This window comes from Streptomyces sp. BPTC-684 (assembly GCF_030028635.1).
Taxonomy (GTDB): Bacteria; Actinomycetota; Actinomycetes; order Streptomycetales; family Streptomycetaceae; genus Streptomyces; species Streptomyces noboritoensis.
This window is the reverse complement of sequence record NZ_CP124863.1, coordinates 5,816,365-5,834,722: the sequence shown is the minus strand read 5'-3', so window position 1 is coordinate 5,834,722 and position 18,358 is coordinate 5,816,365. Positions and strand designations below refer to the sequence as shown.

The following is an 18,358-nucleotide window of genomic DNA, read 5'->3' as shown; positions in this document are numbered from 1 at the left end:
AGGGGACAGATCCATGCAGGACCTCGCAGCGCTCGCGGAGGAGCACCTGGCCAAGGCACGCCTCGCCTCGCACGGCCGCAGCGCCCATCTCATCGTGCACGACGGCGCGCTGCGGCAGAGCGTGATCGCGCTGACCTCGGACTCCGAGCTCGACGAGCACAACGCGCCGCTCTCGGCCACCCTCCAGGTGCTGCGCGGCCATGTGCGGCTGACGTCGAACAGCGGCAACAAGGAGCTGCGCACCGGCGAGCTCTGCGAGATCCCCAAGGAGCGCCACGGCCTGCTGGCCCTGGAGGACTCGGCGGTGCTCCTCACCGCCGTCACGGCGGTCGCGTAGCGGCCGGGCCCGCGGCGGTCACCGGGGCGCCGCCTCCCCGCGCCGCCCCGCTCCCACCCGGGTCACCAGGAAACCGGCCAGCGTCAGCACCCAGGCCGCCACCGCGACCCACAAGAGCACCACGCCCAATGTGTGCAGCCCCTTGACGTGGGCGGCGGCGCCGGTGGAGAGCGTGGCCACGGCCGCCATGCCCAGCGGGAAGACGGTCGCCCAGCGCCGTACGTCGTAGTGCGGCCGGGGTCTGGCCACCTCCGCCGTCAGCAGAATGGCGTACCAGGCGAGAGCGAGGCCGAGCAGGACCAGGGTGGCCGTGCGCAGGGCCTGATGGGCGCCCCCGGTCCACAGCGGGGACGCGGTCAGCTTCGAGCCGGCCAGCGCGGAGATCGCCAGCGCGCCGCCCGCGATCCACTGGTCGCCCGCCCCGGTCCACACCTGGCGGAAGTCGAACCGGACCAGCGCCTCCCCGTAGAGCAGCACCCCGAAGCAGAAGACGACGAGGGCCGCCCGCGCGAGCCACTCGCCCTCGCCCGCCGCCGCCAGCACGGCTGCGAGGACCGCCAACCCCTGGGTGGCGACGCACACCAGGAACGCCCCGCCCGGCATCCGCCGCTTCCCGTGGCGTACGACCGAGTACAGCAGCCCGGGCCAGAGCACCGTGGCCAGCGCCAGCAGCGCGGCGGCGGCCGTCTGCCGGCCGAGCAGGGAGAGCCGGGTGCCGAGCACGGCCGTGGCCGTGACGGCGGTGAGCGCGGGCGGGGTGTCGGCCTCCGCGTGCCAGCGCGGGCGGTCGCGCAGGAACCGGGCCGAGAAATCGGCGGCGAGCACCAGCCACACCGCGCCGGCCAGCGCCAGCGCGGCGCGCGAGAAGGTCTCGTGGCCGACGAGGTGCAGGCCGACGGAGACGATGCCGGTCGCCATGACGGCGGAGCCGGCCGCCGGGGGGAGTTCGGCCCACCAGGAGCCGGGAGGACGGGTCACCGTGCCATCGGTACGCGGCGGCCGCCGGGCCCGCCACTTCGGCTGCGCCAAGGGGACCACCGGGAACACTCGCCCCCGGCTTGGTCCAGACCTATTGACGGAAGGTCTGGACCACTTTACGGTGTGGCGCAGCCGGACCCCGTACCGCAACCGGACCCGTACGTCTCCAGGTTCCCCACAGCCCAGGAGGTACCCCCATGCTCGGTCGGATGTTACGTCTCGCGGGAGCCGGCCTGACGCTGGCCCTCGCCGCGCAGTTGCCCGCCGCGGCCGCGCCCGCCGCGCCCCAGGGCGACACCTGCGCGGTCAAGTCCAAGCCCGCGGGCAAGGTGCTCCAGGGCTACTGGGAGAACTGGGACGGCTCCTCCAACGGCGTCCACCCGCCGTTCGGCTGGACCCCGATCACCGACTCCCGTATCGCCGCGCACGGTTACAACGTCGTCAACGCGGCCTTCCCCGTCATCCGCTCCGACGGCACCGCGCTGTGGGAGGACGGGATGGACGCGACCGTGAAGGTCGCCACCCCGGCGGAGATGTGCGCGGCCAAGGCGGCCGGGCAGACGATCCTGCTGTCCATCGGCGGCGCGGCGGCCGGGATCGACCTGAACTCCGGCGCGGTCGCGGACCGGTTCGTCGCGACGATCGTGCCCATCCTCAAGAAGTACAACTTCGACGGAATCGACATCGACATCGAAACCGGTCTCGTCGGCAGCGGAAACATCGGCCGACTCTCCACTTCCCAGGCGAACCTGGTCCGCATCATCGACGGCGTCCTCGCCCAAATGCCCTCGAACTTCGGACTCACGATGGCACCGGAAACGGCGTACGTGACGGGCGGCAGCGTCACATACGGGTCGATCTGGGGCGCATATCTGCCCATCGTGAAGAAATACGCGGACAACGGCCGGCTGTGGTGGCTGAACATGCAGTACTACAACGGCAACATGTACGGCTGCTCCGGCGACTCGTACTCGGCGGGCACCGTCCAGGGCTTCACCGCCCAGACCGACTGCCTCAACAAGGGCCTGGTCGTCCAGGGCACCACCGTCAAGGTCCCCTACGACAAGCAGGTCCCGGGGCTGCCCGCGCAGCCGGGCGCCGGGGGCGGCTATATGTCGCCGAGCCTGGTGGCGCAGGCGTGGAACCGCTACGGCGGCGCGCTGAAGGGCCTGATGACCTGGTCGATCAACTGGGACGGGTCGAAGGGCTGGACGTTCGGCAACAACGTGAAGGCGCTGCAAGGGCGCTGATTGTGTTACTCCACTCCGGAACCTCGCCTTCCGCAAACCTGCACACCGCATGCCCAGACCGGTCACGTCCGGCCCGCCCGGGCCGGATCCGCACCCGGCGGGAGGGCGCCTTAAGGGCCGGAGTGTCCCACTTGGGAGAAAGGGCGCCCTCCCGAACGGAATTCATGAAGTGAAGCTCGTGAAGAAGCTGCCACCGATTCCTCAACGGACCTGCACGGGGAGGTAATCCAGCACCGGAGAAGGCCTGATCAGGCCCGGTGGGATTGGCTGGGCGCCGCGTCGGCGTGCTTTGATCCAGCCCCATGCGGAGCCCCCTGACGGGCCCTCTCCGCAGGGATTCCCCCCACACCATTCCCCCCAACACGAAGGGCAGTTTCCCCATGAACGTCACCCCCCAGGTCGAGACCCGCGAGATCTCCGACGCCGACCTCGACAACGTGTCCGGCGGCCTCGTCGGCACCGCGCTCGGCAACGTGACCGGCACCGCCGACTCGCTCCTCCCGGTCTCGGGCATCGTGGGCTCGGTCACGGGTCTGGTCGAGTCGACCACCGGTGTGAACACCGGCGCGGTCACCGGCCTGGCCTCCGGCCTCGTCGCCGGTCTCTGAGACTGCGCGCGAGCCCCGGAACCCGCTCGGTTCCGGGGCTCCCCGCATTCGTTCCCAGGTGAGGGCAGCGTCCCGTGCAATTCCGTCAACAGGCCCTTTCCAAGCTCCAGTCACCGGAGGAACTCGACCTGCCGGTGCGTTTCGCGCGCCCGCAGGGGCGGCTCGTCCTCGCCGTCACCGTGGCCGTCATGGCCGCCGCCTGCTTCTGGGCGGTGACCGGATCGGTCTCCTCCACCCTGAGCGCGCCCGGCATCCTCACCCACGCCCAGGGCAGTTACGTCCTGCAGAGCCCCGTGGCCGGACAGGTCACCGGTGTGCTCGCCAAGGAGGGCCAGGCCCTCCCCGCCGGAGCACCGCTCCTCAAGGTCCGCACCGAGCACGGCGACCGGGTCGTGCGCGCCATCGCGGCGGGCCGGCTGACCGCGCTCCGGGCCGCCATCGGCGCGGTCGTCGCCACCGGGGCGGACGTGGCGAGCGTCGAGCGGACCGACGGCGCCGACGACCCGCTGATGGCGATGCTGTACGTACCGGGCGCCGGTGGCGCCTCCGTCCGGGTGGGCGCGCCGGTCGACCTCACCGTCCAGTCCGTGCCCAGCGGGCAGTACGGGGTGCTGCGGGGCAAGGTGGCGGCCGTCGGCCGCAGCGCCCAGACCCGCGAGCGGATCGCCGCCTTCCTCGGCGACGCCCAACTCGGCGAGCAGTTCTCGCGGCACGGCAGGCCGGTCGCGGTCCTGGTGGAGCTCGACCGCTCGGCCGCCACGAAGTCGGGCTACCGCTGGTCCTCCGCCCAGGGCCCGCCGTACGCGGTCGACTCCATGACCCCGGCCACCGGCTCCGTCCATCTGGCCGACCAGCGCCCCCTCGATTGGCTCCTCCCGTGACCGCACCGACCGCCTCCTCCGCACCCCCGCAGCTCCCGCCCCCCGGCCGCGGCCGCCACCGCCCCGAGAGCGCCCCCGCGGGCAGGCGCCGGGCGCGGCCGGCGCCGAGGGCGAAGCGGGCGAGGACCGTGCGCAGCCCCACCGTCCTCCAGATGGAGGCCCTGGAGTGCGGCGCCGCCTCGCTCGCGATGGTGCTCGCGCACCACGGCCGCCATGTGCCCCTTGAGGAGCTGCGCATCGCGTGCGGCGTCTCGCGCGACGGCTCGCGGGCCAGCAACGTGCTCAAAGCCGCCCGTAGTTACGGGCTCACGGCCAAGGGCATGCAGATGGAGCCCGCCGCCCTTGCGGAGGTGCGCGCGCCCGCCATCCTGTTCTGGGAGTTCAACCACTACGTCGTCTACGACGGCGCCGGCCGCCGCTTCGGACGGCGCGGCGTGTACATCAACGACCCCGACAAGGGCCGCCGGTTCGTGCCCGCCGAGGACTTCGACACCAGCTTCACCGGAGTCGTCCTGGTCCTCGAACCCGGTGACGGATTCCGGCGCGGCGGGCGCAGGCCCGGGGTGCTCGGCGCGCTGCCCGCGCGGCTGCGCGGCACCACCGGCACGATGCTGGTCGCGCTCCTCGCCAGCCTGCTGCTCGTGGCGGTCGGCGCGACGCTGCCCGCGCTGAGCCGGACGTACATCGACAACTTCCTGATAGGCGATCAGACCTCGCTGCTCGGCGTGCTGTTCGCGGCCATGGGCACCATGGTGGCGCTCACCGCCGCGCTGACCTGGCTCCAGCAGGCCAATCTGCTGCGCGGGCGCATGATCTCGTCCACGCTCGGCGGCGCCCGCTTCTTCCGTCACCTGCTCCGGCTGCCGGTGACGTTCTTCGCCCAGCGCAGCCCCGCCGACCTCGTCCAGCGCCTCCAGTCCAACGACGCGGTGGCCGAGACGCTGGCCCGCGACCTCACGGCGGCGGGCGTCGACGGCGTCGTGGTGCTGCTCTACGCCTTCCTGCTGTGGACCTACGACCCGCAGCTCACCGTCATCGGGGTGGGCATCGCGCTGCTCAACGTGGTCGCGATGCGCGTGGTGGTACGCCTGCGGGCCACCCGTACGCAGAAGCTGCGGGCCGACAGCGCCCGGCTGACCAACACCTCGTACACCGGCCTCCAGCTGATCGAGACGATGAAGGCGACCGGCGGCGAGGACGGGTACTTCCGCCGCTGGGCGGGGCAGCACGCGACCACCCTGGAGGAGCAGCAGCGGCTCGGGGTGCCGAGCGCGTGGCTGGGTGTCGTCGCCCCGCTGCTCGCCACGCTCAACAGCGCGCTGATCCTGTGGATCGGCGGGCTGCGGGCGGTCGAGGGGCACCTCTCGATCGGGCTGCTCGTCGCGTTCCAGGCGCTGGTGACCCGCTTCACCGCGCCGGTCACCCGGCTCAACTCGGTGGCGGGCCGGATCCAGGACTTCGCGGCCGACGTGGCCCGCCTCAAGGACGTGGAGAACTTCCCGGTGGACGCGCTGTACACGCGCGACGAGCCGGAGGCGAGCACCCGCAGGCTCAAGGGCCATGTGACGCTCGACGACATCACCTTCGGCTACAGCCCGCTGGACGCGCCGCTGCTCACCGGTTTCTCGCTGTCCGTGGGGCCGGGCCAGCAGGTGGCGCTGGTCGGCGGCTCCGGCAGCGGCAAGTCGACGGTTTCGAGGCTCATCTCGGGGCTCTACACCCCGTGGGAGGGCACGATCCGCATCGACGGGCAGCGCCTGGAGGACATCCCGCGCAGCGCGCTCGCCGCCTCGGTCTCCTTCGTCGACCAGGACGTGTTCCTCTTCGAGGGCACCGTGCGGGACAACGTGGCGCTGTGGGACCCCTCGATCCCGGACGACGCGGTCGTCGCCGCTCTCCAGGACGCGGCCCTGTACGAGGTCGTAGCCCGCCGCCCCGGAGGCATCCACGGCCGGGTCGAGCAGGACGGCCGCAACTTCTCCGGCGGGCAGCGCCAGCGGCTGGAGATCGCCCGCGCCCTGGTGCGCCGCCCCAGCATCCTGGTGCTCGACGAGGTCACCAGCGCCCTGGACGCGGAGACCGAGCAGGTCATCATCGACAATCTGCGCCGGCGCGGCTGCGCCTGCGTCGTGATCGCCCACCGGCTGAGCACCGTCCGCGACAGCGACGAGATCGTGGTCCTGGACCACGGCGCCGTGGTGGAGCGCGGACGCCACGAGGAGCTGCTCGCGGCGGGCGGGCCGTACGCCGAGCTGGTCAAGGAGCACTGAGGTGACGTCCGTACACGGTCTCGCGGGCCCCGGCGCGCTCGGGCACGACCCGGTCCTGGCGGCGCTCGGCGGCCTCGGCCAGGAGGTCGACTGCACCGGTCTGCGCGGCTTCTCCCTGGAGGGGCCGCAGGTGCTGTGGCTCGTGGTGGGCGGCGCCCTCGACCTGTTCGCGGTGGACGCGGCCGCGCAGGGCCACTGGCACTTCCTCGGCCGCCTGGAACCCGGCACGCTGCTGCTCGGCCCGGTGGAGGGGACGCAGCACACCCTCGTCGGCAGGCCCCTGCGCGAGTGCGTGCTGCGCCGGATCCCGCTGCGGGAGCTGTACCGGACCGCGTACGCCGACTCGATGGCGTACGAGGGCGGCTACGGCAGCCACTACGACACCGGGGACGCGGCCCTCAGCCTGCTCGAACACGCCTTCTCGCTCGGCGTCGGGCGCGGCCAGCGCGTGCTGTTCGAGGCGCCGCTGGACGGCCGGACGACCGTCGACGAGCCGGTGGCCGACGACGACGTGCTGTGGCTGCCGGTCTCCCCCGGCAGCGTCCAGTACGGCTCCGCGTTCAGCGCCGAGGCGGCCGGGGACCTGCTGGTCGACGGGGCGCTGTGGCAGGGCATGGTCAACCGGCAGCACCGGCTGCTCGCCGCCCTCGACCGCTGGATCGAGCGCGTGGAGCGCGCGCACGAGGACCGCACGGCGGCCGGCATCAAGGCGGGCGAGGCCGTCCGCGACGAGGCCGACCGGGCCCTGCTGACCTCCATCGGCCGCCCCGGCAGGGCTCCTTCGCGCACGGCCGGGGCGAGCGACGACGCCACGTACGCGGTGTGCTCCCTCGTCGCCCGCGCGGCCGGGATCACCCTCACCGAGCCGTCCAGGAGCGGCGCGGTCAGCGAGCGGATCGACCCCGTCGAGCAGGTGGCGGTCGCCTCCCGGATCCGGACCCGCCCGGTGCGGCTCGACGGGAGCTGGTGGAGCGAGAACGCCGGTCCCCTGGTGGGCCGCCGGGCGGCGAGCGGAACGCCGGTCGCCCTGCTGTGGCGGCGCGGCGGGTACGAGGCGGTGAACCCGGCGACCGGGCGGCGCACCCGGGTCGGCGCGGCCAACGCCGAGGAGTTCGAGCAGCGGGCCGTGATGTTCTACCGGCCGCTGCCCGATACGCCGCTGGGCATGTGGGGGCTGCTGCGGTTCGGGCTCCGCGGCACCCGCGCCGATCTGCGCAACCTGGTCCTCGCGGGGCTGGTCACGGTAGGGCTCGGCGCGCTGGTGCCGCTCGCCACCGGCCAGGTGCTCGGGGTGTACGTCCCCCGGGCCGAGACCGGCCCGATCGCCCAGGTGTCGCTGGCGATCATCGTCAGCGGCGTCGTCGCGGCGGCCTTCTCGCTGCTGCAGAACCTGACCCTGCTGCGGATGGAGGGGCGCATCGAGAGTACCCTCCAACCGGCCGTGTGGGACCGGCTGTTGAGGCTGCCGACGAAGTTCTTCACCGAGCGCTCCACCGGCGAGCTGGCGAGCGCGGCGATGGGCGTGAGCGCCATTCGCCGGGTGCTGTCCGGGCTGACCCCGGTGGTGGTCCAGGCGGGCACGGTCGGCGTGATGAACCTGGTGCTGCTGCTCTGCTTCAGTGTCCCGCTCGCCCTGGCCGCGCTCGGGATGCTCGCCGTGATCGCGGCGGTGTTCCTCGCCCTGGGCCTCTGGGAGCTGCGCTGGCAGCGCCGTCTGGTCGAGCTCGGCAACAAGCTCAACAACCAGGCGTTCCAGACCCTGCGCGGACTGCCCAAGCTGCGGGTCGCCGCGGCGGAGAGCTTCGCGTACGGGGCGTGGGCGCGGGAGTTCGCCCGCAGCCGGGAGCTCCAGCAGCGCGCCGACCGGATCAAGAACCTGACGACCGTGCTCAACGCCGTCTATCTGCCGCTGTGTTCCCTGGTGATGTTCGTGCTGCTCGCGGGCCCGGCGCGCGGGTCGCTGTCGGCCAGCGCCTTCCTGACGTTCAACACCGCCGTGACCATGCTGCTGACCTCGGTCACCCAGCTCACCGGGGCGTTCCTGTCGGCCGCCGCCGCGCTGCCGATGTTCGAACAGATCAAGCCGGTGCTCGACGAGGCGCCCGAGGTGCGCGGCAGCGGCACCCAGCCCGGCGCGCTGTCCGGGGAGATCGAGGCCCGGGGCCTGTCCTTCCGCTACACCGACGACGGGCCGCTGGTCCTGGACGACGTGTCCCTGAAGGTGCGGCCCGGCGAGTTCGTGGCGATCGTCGGCCCCAGCGGCTGCGGCAAGTCGACCCTGCTGAGGCTGCTCATCGGCTTCGACCGGCCGGTCGCGGGCAGCGTCCTGTACGACGGGCAGGACCTGGCGGCGCTCGACCGGGCGGCCGTGCGCCGCCAGTGCGGCGTGGTCCTCCAGCACGCCCAGCCGCTCAGCGGGTCGATCCTGGAGTGCGTCTGCGGCGCGGAGGCGTTCACGCAGGAAGAGGTGTGGGAGGCGGCCGCGATGGCGGGGCTCGCCGAGGACATCAAGCGGATGCCGATGGGCCTGCACACGATGATCGCCAATGGCGGCGCGGTCTCCGGCGGCCAGCGCCAGCGGCTGATGATCGCTCAGGCCCTGGTCCGGCGCCCCCGGATCCTCTTCTTCGACGAGGCGACCAGCGCGCTCGACAACGAGACCCAGCGCGTCGTCATCGAGAGCACCCGCGCCCTGGACGCCACACGCGTCGTGATCGCCCACCGGCTCTCCACGGTGCTGGACGCCGACCGCGTGATCGTGATGTCCGAGGGCCGCGTCGTCCAGCAGGGGCCGCCCGCCGAGCTCCTGGCGGACACGGGCGGGCGGCTCCACGAGCTGGTGCGGCGGCAGCTGTCCGGGACTCGCTGATCCGTCAGAAGCTGGCCTGCGCCCGGACGTCGGCGCGGCCGACCGACTCCAGCTCGTACATCGTGCAGTACAGCCCGCGGATGTACTCGATGTCGCGGTCGCGGGCGCGGGCCTCCTGGACGGGATACAGCACCGTCAGCTCGTACGAGCGCTCCCGGTTGATGTCGCCGTCCTTGTCGCGCCACTGGCCGCGCCCCTCCTGGAGGGTGAGGCCGGAGGGGAAGCGCGGGGTGACCGCGTCGGCGACGAACTTCATGAACTCCTCTTCTGTGATGGGTGGTTTGCCGCCGTGGCGGCCCGTGCCGAAGTAGAGGTGCGTGGAGATGTACGGGCTGCCGCGCCCTTCGGTGCTCTGCTCGGCGCTCCGCGCGGTCGCGGCTGCGGGCGCGGCCGTCCCGTAGGCGACCTCGGAGACCGGCCCCCCGGTGGCGAAGAGGAGCGCGATCGCCACGAGGGCGGCGGCCGCGGGCGTCGAAATCCGAATGTGCAGCATGCGGGTCCTGTCTGTCGACGGGCGGTGGGGGTGGTTCTCGGAACGGGTGGTTCTCGGAACAAGGAGCGCTCGGAACCGGTGGTTCTCAGGCCGGGTGGTTCCGAGGGACGAGGGGGTCCGGGCCGCCGGACCCGGCGGGCAGCGACTCCAGCAGGAAGGCGGCCGCCTCCCGCAGGTTCGGCGGGGCCCCGGGGCTCGCGAGCAGCCGGACCGCCGTGGCGCCGAGCGTCTCGGTGGTGCGTACGGAGCCGATCCCGGCGGCCCGGGGCGCGACGTCCGCGATGAGCTCCTCCGCCTCTCGCCAGGCCCGCGCCCGGACCAGCGCGGACAGGAGCTCGGCGGTGAACAGGTGGCGGTAGGAGGGGCCGGGTGCGGTGGTCGCCTCGTACAGCAGGGGGACGGCCCGGCCCCAGGCGCGCAGCCGGGACAGCACCCAGCCCTCGTGGCCGAGGAGTTCGGTGCGGTCGATCCACCAGGCCCACGGCGGGTCGTTCGGGGACGCGCCGTCGAGGAACCGGCTCCGGGCGCGGGAGATCAGCGCCACGGCTTCCCGGCTCCCGCCCAGCATGGCGGTGGCGTGCGCCCGGCGGACCAGGACGAGGCTGCCCACCAGGGCGGGCAGGGGCCGGGGCCCGGCCACCCGGGCGGCGGTTTCCAGTGCGGCCTTCGGGCGGCCGGTGTGGGCCTCCAGCATGCTGTGGTTGAGCAGCGTCAGCCGGGCCGTGGCGCGGTCGCCGCAGAGCTCCGCGAGGGCGAGGGCCCGGGCGTTCATCCGGCGCGCCCGGCGGTAGTGGCCCGCGTCGAAGAGGATCCAGCCGATCACCTCGCTCAACTCGGCGAGGGCGGCGAGCAGATCGCGGTCGTGGCCGCGCAGCCGGGCGGGGTCGGCCGACAGCCGCGGGATGCGGCGCAGGACCTCGCGTACGGCGGGCACCGCGGCCGTGGCGCCGCGCGAGGCGTCGAGGGCGACCAGGCGCTGGATCGCGCCCAGGGCCGCGGGGATCAGGGCGGCGGGCTCCTCCTCGTCGCACGCCTCCGCGCGGGCCGAGGGGGCCCGCGACGTCCGTCCGCTCATGAGGTGACCCGGGCCCCGGCGCGCGGGGGGCGGCTCTGGGCGAGGGCGGTGAACGAGGAGGCCACCTCGGTCAGCCACTGCACCTCGTCGCGGAAGTCCTCGTACGGCGGCCGTGCGGGGATGTCGGACGCGTCGGCCTGCTCGGCCCGCTCCTCGGGCGGACGGCTCAGCACGGCCCGCACCTGGAGTGCCTCGCCAAGCGGCGAGGTGGGGTCCTCGGGCAGGTCGAGGGAGCGGGCCTCGCGCGCGAAGTCGGCCAGGGAGAGCGAGGTGCGCAGGGTCAGCTGGCCGTCGCGGATCTCGATGACGCGCCGGTAGAGGCTGTAGTGCGGATCGCGGGGCGGGATGAGGTCGCGCGGCCAGGAGCGCGGCGGGTCGAGCGCGATGTCCGGCGACGCCTGGTACAGCGCCCACCACAGCGGCCGCAGGCGCAGATACGAGCGGTAGCTGCGCAGCCAGCCGAGCGCGCGGGTGATGTGGATGCCCCAGGACGGGATGGTCCAGCCGGTGATCTGGAGCAGGGCCCCGATGCTGCCGCAGGACCACTGCACGGGGTCGAGGGCGGAGCCGTCGAAGTGCAGCCTGGTGCCGGCGATCTGGATGCTGCGCGTGACGCAGTAGACCAGGATCAGGCTCGCGCCCAGCGTCACCGTCCGCATGCCGACCTTGAGCCATTGCCGGTTCGCCATCTTGGTGAACCGCAGGGAAAGCCGGACTGTCTCGAATTGGCCAATCGCGCAAATCACCAAATAGAATGACATGTACAGCGCGTATTCGCCGTGCTGAATACTGAGCAGGATCGTCGACGTGGCCGTTTTCGACTTTGTCACCGGGCTGACGGCGATGGACGCGGCCACCAGTACGCAGAGCGCGGCGCCGAAGAACAGCACCCGGCGCCGGGCCCTGCGCCGCGCCTCTTCGGGCGGGCACGACCAGTACACGAGGACGACCTGCTGCGCCGCGGTGAGCACGACCACCGCCACCTGCACGATCAGCGAGGTGACGTTGGGGCGGCCGAAGAGGGCCGAGATGTGCACCCGCAGGGCGTCCAGATCGACCAGGAAGCTGATCCCGGAGCAGAGGAAATAGGTGCACAGCGCCCACAGGGCCGTGTCGTGCTTTCTGCGCAGCAGATCGGGCAGCCGGTACGCGAACGCCGCGAGGCCGCCGATGGCGCAGGTCCACGCCAGGAGTCCGTAGACCGTGTTCATCTGTTGTCGTTCATCCGTTGTCCGGCTTCCCCACACCGTTCTCGATCCGGGCGACGACCTCCGCGGCCTCCTCCGGGACGCCCCAGGCGGGTTCGAGCCATCGCTTGGTGGCCCTGGCCAGGATCAACGAGGCCATCGTCTCGGCCTCCTGCTCCTCGTCGTCGCTGTAGCGCGAGCGCATCAGCATGCTCTGCACGACCCCGGGTTCGACGTCGGTGAACAGCTGTCCCGCGTCACCGCGGTCGAAATTCACAGAGCCGCGGTGCTGGAAGGCGATATGCGCCAGCTCATGGGCGATGATGTGTTCCTTGTGTGACTGCGATGCGGCCTTCTCGTAAGCGATGACATCGAAGTCGTCCATTTTCAGCCAAAGACCGAAGAGATGGCGCTCGGGGAACGGCATCGGAATCAGATGGATCGGCCGCCGGTTCTGGACGCTGAGAAAGCGGTGCAGTTCCTCGATGCCGCAGCCGTGCTCCATGCCCCACTTCGCGAGCAGCGCCTCACAGGTGTGGCGGACCTTTTTCAGGCGGCGCCTGCGCCGACGGTCCTCCGCTGACGGTAACGCTGAGTCAGGCAGCACGGAATTGACCTCACTGATTCAACGAGCCCGTGATTCAGGGCCCCTGATCCCCGCGGACAATGCGGCCATGATGCCATACGCTCAACTCGCGAAAGATTGACGTGAGTTCCATTCGGCCGCGTGGGGCAGAACCGCGCCGGTGCCCCTTTCGTCCGGGTCATGATGAATGGGTGTGTGCGACCCCGTCAGCGGAACTCCGCTCCCGCCGCGCCGCGCGGCGACGATCTCCGCGGCGATGGACAGGGCGGTCTCCTCGGGCGTACGGGCGCCGAGGTCGAGGCCGATCGGCGAGCGCAGCCGGGCCAGTTCGCGCTCGGTGAGGCCGATCTCGCGCAGCCTGCGGTCGCGGTCCTCGTGGGTGCGGCGCGAGCCCATCGCGCCGACGAACGCGACGGGCAGCCGCAGGGCCGTCTCCAGGAGCGGGACGTCGAACTTGGCGTCGTGGGTCAGCACGCACAGCACCGTGCGCCCGTCGGTCTCCGTGCCCCGCAGATACCGGTGCGGCCAGTCGACCACGACCTCGTCGGCCTCCGGGAAGCGCTCCCGGGTGGCGAAGACGGGGCGCGCGTCGCACACCGTCACGCGGTAGCCGAGGAACTTGCCCGTGCGCACCAGGGCCGCCGCGAAGTCCACGGCGCCGAAGACGATCATGCGGGGCGGCGGCACGCTCGCTTCGACGAACACGGTGATCCCGCCCGCCCCGCAGCGCTCCCCGGTCTCCGCGAGGCCGAACTCCCCGGTGCGCCCCGCCTCCAGGAGGGCGCGGGCCTCGGCCGCGGCGGCGCGGTCGAGGCCCGGAAGCCCGCCGAGGCTCCCTTCGTACGATCCGTCGGGGCGTACGAGCAGGGCCCGGCCGAGCCGTCCGGCCGGGGCCTCGACCACCCGGGCCAGGGCGGCGGCCCCGCCCCCGGCGGCGGCCGCGAGCGCCGCCGCGACCACCGCCCGGTCCGGCGCGTCCCCGCGTACCGGCGTGACCAGCACGTCGACGACCCCGCCGCAGGTCAGCCCGACCGCGAAGGCGTCCTCGTCGCTGTAGCCGAACCGCCGGCGGACCGCCTCGCGGTCCTGGAGCGCCTGGACGCACAGGTCGTAGACCGCCGCCTCCACACAGCCTCCGGAGACCGAGCCGATGGCGGTGCCGTGGCCGTCCACGGCGAGCGCGGCGCCCGGGCCGCGCGGCGCGCTGCCGCCCACGGCCACCACGGTGGCCACGGCGAAGTCCCGGCCCTCGCGCGCCCACCGGTCAAGCTCCTCGGCGATGTCAAGCACGTCGGCTCCCGTCGGGCCCGTTCCCGGCCAGCAGGACGCGGTCGGGGCGGATCGGGAGGTCGCGGTGGCGGACGCCGGTCGCGTGCCAGACGGCGTTGGCGACCGCTGCCGCGGCCCCGACGATCCCGATCTCCCCGATGCCCTTGATCCCGACCGGGTCGTCCGCGTCCGGGTCGTCGACCCAGTCCGCCTCGATCCGCGGCACATCGGCGTGCGCGGCGAAGTGGTAGCCCGCGAGGTCCGGCCCGACGTGGGCGCCCGAGGCCCGGTCGCGGACCGCCTCCTCGTGCAGCGCCATGGAGATGCCCCAGGTCATGCCGCCGACGAACTGCCCGCGTGCGGTGAGCGGGTTGACGATCCGGCCCGCGGCGAAGATGCCGAGCATGCGCCGGACCCGGACCTCTCCGCTGGCGGTGTCCACGGCCACCTCCGCGAACTGCGCCCCGTACGAGTGCCGCTCCTTCTCGGGCAGCGCGGCGATCGCGGCAGAGGTGTCCGACCGTGCCGTGACGCCCTCGGGCGGGATGTCGCCGCCCAGGGCCAGTTGTTCGCGCAGGTCCGCCGCAGCCGCCATGATCGCCCAGGCCCAGGAGCGGGTGCCCGTCGAGCCGCCGGCGACCATCGCGGGGCCGAAGTCGCTGTCCCCGATGCGCACCTGGACGCGGCCGGGCTCGACCGCCAGCGCGTCCGCCGCGATCAGGGTCAGCGCGGTGCGCGCGCCCGTCCCGATGTCGGCCGCGGTGATCCGTACGGTGAAGGTGCCGTCCGCCTGCGCCGTCACGGCCGCGGTGGAGGGGGCGGCGCCCGCCGGGAAGGTGGCCGCCGCCGTGCCGGTCCCCAGCAGCCAGCGCCCCTCGCGGCGCACTCCCGGACGCGGGTCGCGCTCCGCCCAGCCGAACCTGCGGGCGCCCTCCTCGAAGCAGGCGAGCAGATTGCGGCCGGCGAACGGCAGCCCGGAGACGGGTCCGGCGGCCGGTTCGTTGCGGGCCCGCAGCGCGATCGGGTCGATGCCGCACCGCTCGGCGAGCTCGTCGAGCGCGGACTCCACGGCGAAGGAGCCGGGTGCCTCGCCCGGCGCGCGCATCCAGGTCGGCGTCGGCACGTCGAGCCGCACCAGCCGGTTGGCGGTGCGGTGCGCGTCGGCGTCGTACATCACCCGGCCGAACGCGGCGCTCTGCTCGACGAATTCATGGACGGTCGAGGTGAGGTTCTGGGCCTCGTGGCCGAAGGCGCGCAGCCGTCCGTCGGCGTCGGCGCCCAGCCTGACCCGGTGGGCGGTGGGGCTGCGGTAGCCGATGAGGGAGAACATCTGACGGCGGGTCAGTACGACGCGGACCGGGCGGTGCAGCACGGTCGCGGCCATCGCGGCGGCCACCTGGTGGGGGCGCACCCCCTTGGAGCCGAAGCCGCCGCCGATGTGCTCGGACAGCACCCGTACGGAGGCCGGGTCGAGCGAGAACAGCTTGGCGAGCTCGTCGGCCACCCACTTGCTGCCCTGGTTGGAGTCGTGGACCTCAAGGCGGCCGCCGTCCCAGCGGACCGTGGCCGCGTGCGGCTCCATGGGGTGGTGGTGCTCCTCCGGCGTGCTGTACCGCGCGTCCACGACGACGGCGGACGCGGCGAGCTCGCGCTCCAGGTCCCCCTTGTCCGTCTCCATCGTGTCGCGTGGCTCCGGTGTGTACGTACCGGGCCGGTCCGGGGCGAACTCGACGTCGTGCGGCTCCGTTTCGTACCGTACGACCAGCGCCTCGGCGGCCTCCCTGGCCTGTTCGGAGGTCTCGGCGACGACCAGCGCGACCGGCCAGCCCGCGCACGGCACCCGGTCGTTCTGGAAGAGCCCGACGATCGGGTCGGGCCGCCCCAGCAGGCCCGTGTAGTCGGCGTCGACGCGCGGGGCGTTGCCGTGGTGCAGCACGGTGAGAACGCCCGGCATGGCGAGGACCGGGTCGGTCTCCACCGAGCGGACGCTGCCGCGCGCGACGGTGGACACCACGAGCCAGCCGTGGGCCAGGTCGGCGAAGGGGATCTCCCCGGCGTAGCGGGCCGCCCCGGTGACCTTGTCGCGGCCCTCGATGCGGGTGTGGGCGGTGCCCACGGCGCCGGTGACCCGGGTGGGTCCGGTGGTCGTGGTCATCGGGCGGCCTCCTCGGCGAGTTCGGTGAGCACGGCCACGACGAGATTGCGCAGCAGCGTCACCTTGTATCCGTTGTGGGGCAGCGCCTCGGCGGCCGCGAGCTCGGCGTCGGCCGCGGCGGCGAAGGCGTCGGCGCTCGCCGGGCCCCCGGTCAGCGCCCGCTCGGCGGTGCGGGCCCGCCACGGCCGGGACGCGACGGCCCCGAAGGCCAGGCGCACTTCGTGGACGACGCCGTCGCGTACGTCCAGGGCGGCGGCGATCGAGCCGATCGCGAAGGCGTACGAGGCGCGCTCGCGCACCTTGCGGTAGCGCGAGAGGGCGGCGACCGGCGCGGGCGGCAGCGTCACCGCGGTGATCAGCGCGCCCGGTGGCAGCGCGGTCTCCCGGTGCGGGGTGTCGCCGACCGGCAGGTAGAACGCGTCGAGCGGCAACTCGCCGGGCCCGTCTGCCGTTTCGTAGGAGACGACGGCGTCGAAGGCGGCGAGCGCCACCCCCATGTCGGAGGGGTGGACGGCCACGCAGTGCGCGGAGGCGCCGAGGATCGCGTGGTTGTGGTGCTCGCCCTCGACGGCGGAGCAGCCGCTGCCGGGGGCGCGCTTGTTGCAGGGGGCGGCGAGGTCGGTGAAGTAGCCGCAGCGGGTGCGCTGGAGGAGGTTGCCGCCGACCGTGGCCATGTTGCGCAGCTGGCCCGACGCGCCCGCCAGGACCGCCTGCGCCAACGCCGGGTAGCGGCGGCGCACTTCGGGGTGGGCGGCGAGGTCGCTGTTGGTGACGGTCGCGCCGATGCGCAGCCCGCCGTCCTCGGTCGCCTCGATCCGGTCGAGGGGGAGTTCGCGTACGTCGACGAGGAGCGCGGGCCGCTCCACGCCGGACTTCATCAGGTCGACGAGGTTGGTGCCGCCGCCGAGGAAGCGCGCCTCGGGGTCGGCGCCGAGCAGCGCCACCGCGCCGGGGACGTCGACGGCGCGCCGGTAGCCGAACTCCCTCATGCCGCCGCCTCCGTCCCGGCCGACGGGCCCTGAGCGGCCTCGGCCGCTTGGACTTGGGCCGCCCGCGCCACGGCTTCGACGATCGACACATAGGCTCCGCAGCGGCACAGGTTGCCGCTCATCCGCTCGCGGATCTCCTCGGCGGTCAGCTGCGGCACGCCCGCCTCCGGCCGTACGTCGGCGGTCACGGCGCTCGGCCAGCCCGCCGCGTGCTCCTCGATCACGGCGAGGGCCGAACAGATCTGCCCGGGCGTGCAGTAGCCGCACTGGTAGCCGTCGAGGTCGAGAAAGGCCTGCTGCACGGGGTGGAGCCGCTCGCCGTCCGCGACGCCCTCGATGGTGGTGATCTCGCGCCCCTCGGCGGCCACCGCTAGCTGGAGGCAGGAGACGGCGCGGCGCCCGTCCATCAGTACGGTGCACGCCCCGCACTGCCCCTGGTCGCACCCCTTCTTCGTACCGGTCAGATCGAGCCGCTCGCGCAGGGCGTCGAGCAGGGTGGTGCGGTGGTCGACGGGCAGCGTGTGCTTCTCGCCGTTGATGTTCAAGGTGATGGCGCTGGACGTCGATGGGGTCATGAGCAGCCTTCTCTCGCGTGGGTGTGCGAAGCGCCGTCCATCGGAAACCTGCGGCGGGCGCGCCGGGCGAGAGGCCGGTCGGGCGTGCACCGGCCGTCCACTCCGGCCGCGTCTGCCGTTATGGTGGACCTAAACGGACAGTTGTCCGTTATCCATGAATCTAACGGACAGCTGTCCGTTTAACAAGAGCCGAATCCGCCGGGTCCCCCCGGCGGCCGGTGTCCGCGCCTGCGGAAGGAGGACGAGTGCAGCAGAAGAAGGACGGGCCGTTGCGCTCGGACGCGCAGCGGAACCGCGAGCGCATCCTGGAGGTGGCGCTCGCCGAGCTGACCTGCTCGGCCGACGCCCCGCTGAGCACGATCGCCAAGAAGGCGGGGGTCGGGCAGGGGACGTTCTACCGCCACTTCCCCAACCGCGAGGCCCTGGTCCTGGAGGTCTACCGGTACGAGGTGCAGCAGGTCGCCGACACCGCGGCCCAGCTCCTCGCGACCCGCGCCCCGGACCGCGCCCTGCGGGAATGGATGGACCGCCTCGCCCAGTACGCGATGGCCAAGGCGGGCCTCGCCGACGCGATGCGCAAGGCCACCGCCCGGGGCACCCTGGCCGGGCTCGGCCACGGGCCGGTGACCGCGGCCGTCACGCTGCTCCTGAACGCCAACGAAGAGGCGGGCACCATCCGCCCGGGCGTGACCCCCGACGACTTCGTCCTCGCCATAGCCGGGCTCTGGCAGATCGACCCGCACGGCGACTGGCAGGCCCGCGCCGGCCGGCTCCTCGACCTCGTCATGGACGGGCTGCGGGCGGGGGCGCCGGGCGCCGGAGCGCACCACTAAGGC

General features: G+C 73.2%; 16 protein-coding genes. 7 read left to right on the top strand and 9 right to left on the bottom strand.

The window, feature by feature from the left end; translation table 11 throughout:
• Positions 1 to 13: 13 nt before the first annotated feature.
• Positions 14 to 337, top strand: coding sequence for a cupin (locus QIY60_RS25945; RefSeq protein ID WP_283144590.1), 324 nt, complete (start codon positions 14 to 16; stop codon positions 335 to 337).
• Between the two features lie 18 nt (positions 338 to 355).
• Here the strand turns inward: QIY60_RS25945 and QIY60_RS25940 are convergent, their stop codons facing one another.
• Complete coding sequence (locus QIY60_RS25940) at positions 356 to 1,315, bottom strand: tellurite resistance/C4-dicarboxylate transporter family protein (RefSeq protein WP_283144589.1); 960 nt, start codon at positions 1,313 to 1,315, stop codon at positions 356 to 358.
• A gap of 197 nt (positions 1,316 to 1,512) precedes the next feature.
• Here QIY60_RS25940 and QIY60_RS25935 point away from each other — a divergent pair, with 197 nt between their 5' ends.
• The 5 genes from QIY60_RS25935 to QIY60_RS25915 all read left to right on the top strand — a co-directional run bounded on the left by QIY60_RS25935 (position 1,513) and on the right by QIY60_RS25915 (position 9,193).
• A complete protein-coding gene (locus QIY60_RS25935) occupies positions 1,513 to 2,565 on the top strand; it encodes a chitinase (protein WP_283144588.1) in 1,053 nt (350 codons plus the stop codon).
• Between the two features lie 380 nt (positions 2,566 to 2,945).
• Positions 2,946 to 3,173 carry a type A2 lantipeptide gene (locus tag QIY60_RS25930; protein ID WP_283144587.1) on the top strand — a complete coding sequence of 76 codons (228 nt, stop codon included), beginning with the start codon at positions 2,946 to 2,948 and terminating at the stop codon, positions 3,171 to 3,173.
• Between the two features lie 74 nt (positions 3,174 to 3,247).
• Positions 3,248 to 4,054 carry an HlyD family efflux transporter periplasmic adaptor subunit gene (locus tag QIY60_RS25925; protein ID WP_283144586.1) on the top strand — a complete coding sequence of 269 codons (807 nt, stop codon included), beginning with the start codon at positions 3,248 to 3,250 and terminating at the stop codon, positions 4,052 to 4,054.
• Positions 4,051 to 6,324, top strand: a complete 2,274-nt coding sequence (locus QIY60_RS25920) for an NHLP family bacteriocin export ABC transporter peptidase/permease/ATPase subunit (protein ID WP_283144585.1) — start codon at positions 4,051 to 4,053, stop codon at positions 6,322 to 6,324. Before QIY60_RS25925 ends, QIY60_RS25920 begins: the two co-directional genes overlap by 4 nt.
• A gap of 1 nt (position 6,325) precedes the next feature.
• On the top strand, positions 6,326 to 9,193 hold the full coding sequence (locus QIY60_RS25915) for an NHLP bacteriocin export ABC transporter permease/ATPase subunit (RefSeq protein ID WP_283144584.1): 2,868 nt from the start codon (positions 6,326 to 6,328) through the stop codon (positions 9,191 to 9,193).
• A gap of 4 nt (positions 9,194 to 9,197) precedes the next feature.
• On the opposite strand, the gene QIY60_RS25910 is transcribed toward QIY60_RS25915, so the two are convergent.
• From QIY60_RS25910 to QIY60_RS25875, 8 genes are all read right to left on the bottom strand, one after another.
• On the bottom strand, positions 9,198 to 9,686 hold the full coding sequence (locus tag QIY60_RS25910) for a DUF3574 domain-containing protein (RefSeq protein ID WP_283144583.1): 489 nt from the start codon (positions 9,684 to 9,686) through the stop codon (positions 9,198 to 9,200).
• Positions 9,687 to 9,771: 85 nt separating this feature from the next.
• Positions 9,772 to 10,761 carry a DNA-binding protein gene (locus QIY60_RS25905; RefSeq protein WP_283144582.1) on the bottom strand — a complete coding sequence of 330 codons (990 nt, stop codon included), beginning with the start codon at positions 10,759 to 10,761 and terminating at the stop codon, positions 9,772 to 9,774.
• Positions 10,758 to 11,972, bottom strand: coding sequence for an MAB_1171c family putative transporter (locus QIY60_RS25900; protein WP_283144581.1), 1,215 nt, complete (start codon positions 11,970 to 11,972; stop codon positions 10,758 to 10,760). Before QIY60_RS25900 ends, QIY60_RS25905 begins: the two co-directional genes overlap by 4 nt.
• A 10-nt stretch (positions 11,973 to 11,982) precedes the next feature.
• Positions 11,983 to 12,555, bottom strand: a complete 573-nt coding sequence (locus tag QIY60_RS25895; RefSeq protein ID WP_283144580.1) for a toxin — start codon at positions 12,553 to 12,555, stop codon at positions 11,983 to 11,985.
• Positions 12,556 to 12,636: 81 nt separating this feature from the next.
• Positions 12,637 to 13,824 carry an XdhC/CoxI family protein gene (locus tag QIY60_RS25890; RefSeq protein ID WP_283144579.1) on the bottom strand — a complete coding sequence of 396 codons (1,188 nt, stop codon included), beginning with the start codon at positions 13,822 to 13,824 and terminating at the stop codon, positions 12,637 to 12,639.
• A complete protein-coding gene (locus tag QIY60_RS25885; RefSeq protein WP_283144578.1) occupies positions 13,817 to 15,958 on the bottom strand; it encodes a xanthine dehydrogenase family protein molybdopterin-binding subunit in 2,142 nt (713 codons plus the stop codon). The genes QIY60_RS25890 and QIY60_RS25885 overlap by 8 nt, the downstream gene beginning before the upstream one ends.
• A complete protein-coding gene (locus QIY60_RS25880; protein WP_283144577.1) occupies positions 15,955 to 16,947 on the bottom strand; it encodes a xanthine dehydrogenase family protein subunit M in 993 nt (330 codons plus the stop codon). Before QIY60_RS25880 ends, QIY60_RS25885 begins: the two co-directional genes overlap by 4 nt.
• Positions 16,944 to 17,522 (bottom strand): 2Fe-2S iron-sulfur cluster-binding protein, encoded by a 579-nt coding sequence (locus tag QIY60_RS25875; RefSeq protein ID WP_283144576.1) that lies wholly within the window; start codon positions 17,520 to 17,522, stop codon positions 16,944 to 16,946. The genes QIY60_RS25880 and QIY60_RS25875 overlap by 4 nt, the downstream gene beginning before the upstream one ends.
• 245 nt (positions 17,523 to 17,767) lie before the next feature.
• On the opposite strand from QIY60_RS25875, the gene QIY60_RS25870 reads away from it, so the two are divergent.
• A complete protein-coding gene (locus QIY60_RS25870; protein WP_283144575.1) occupies positions 17,768 to 18,355 on the top strand; it encodes a TetR/AcrR family transcriptional regulator in 588 nt (195 codons plus the stop codon).
• Positions 18,356 to 18,358 lie beyond the last annotated feature (3 nt).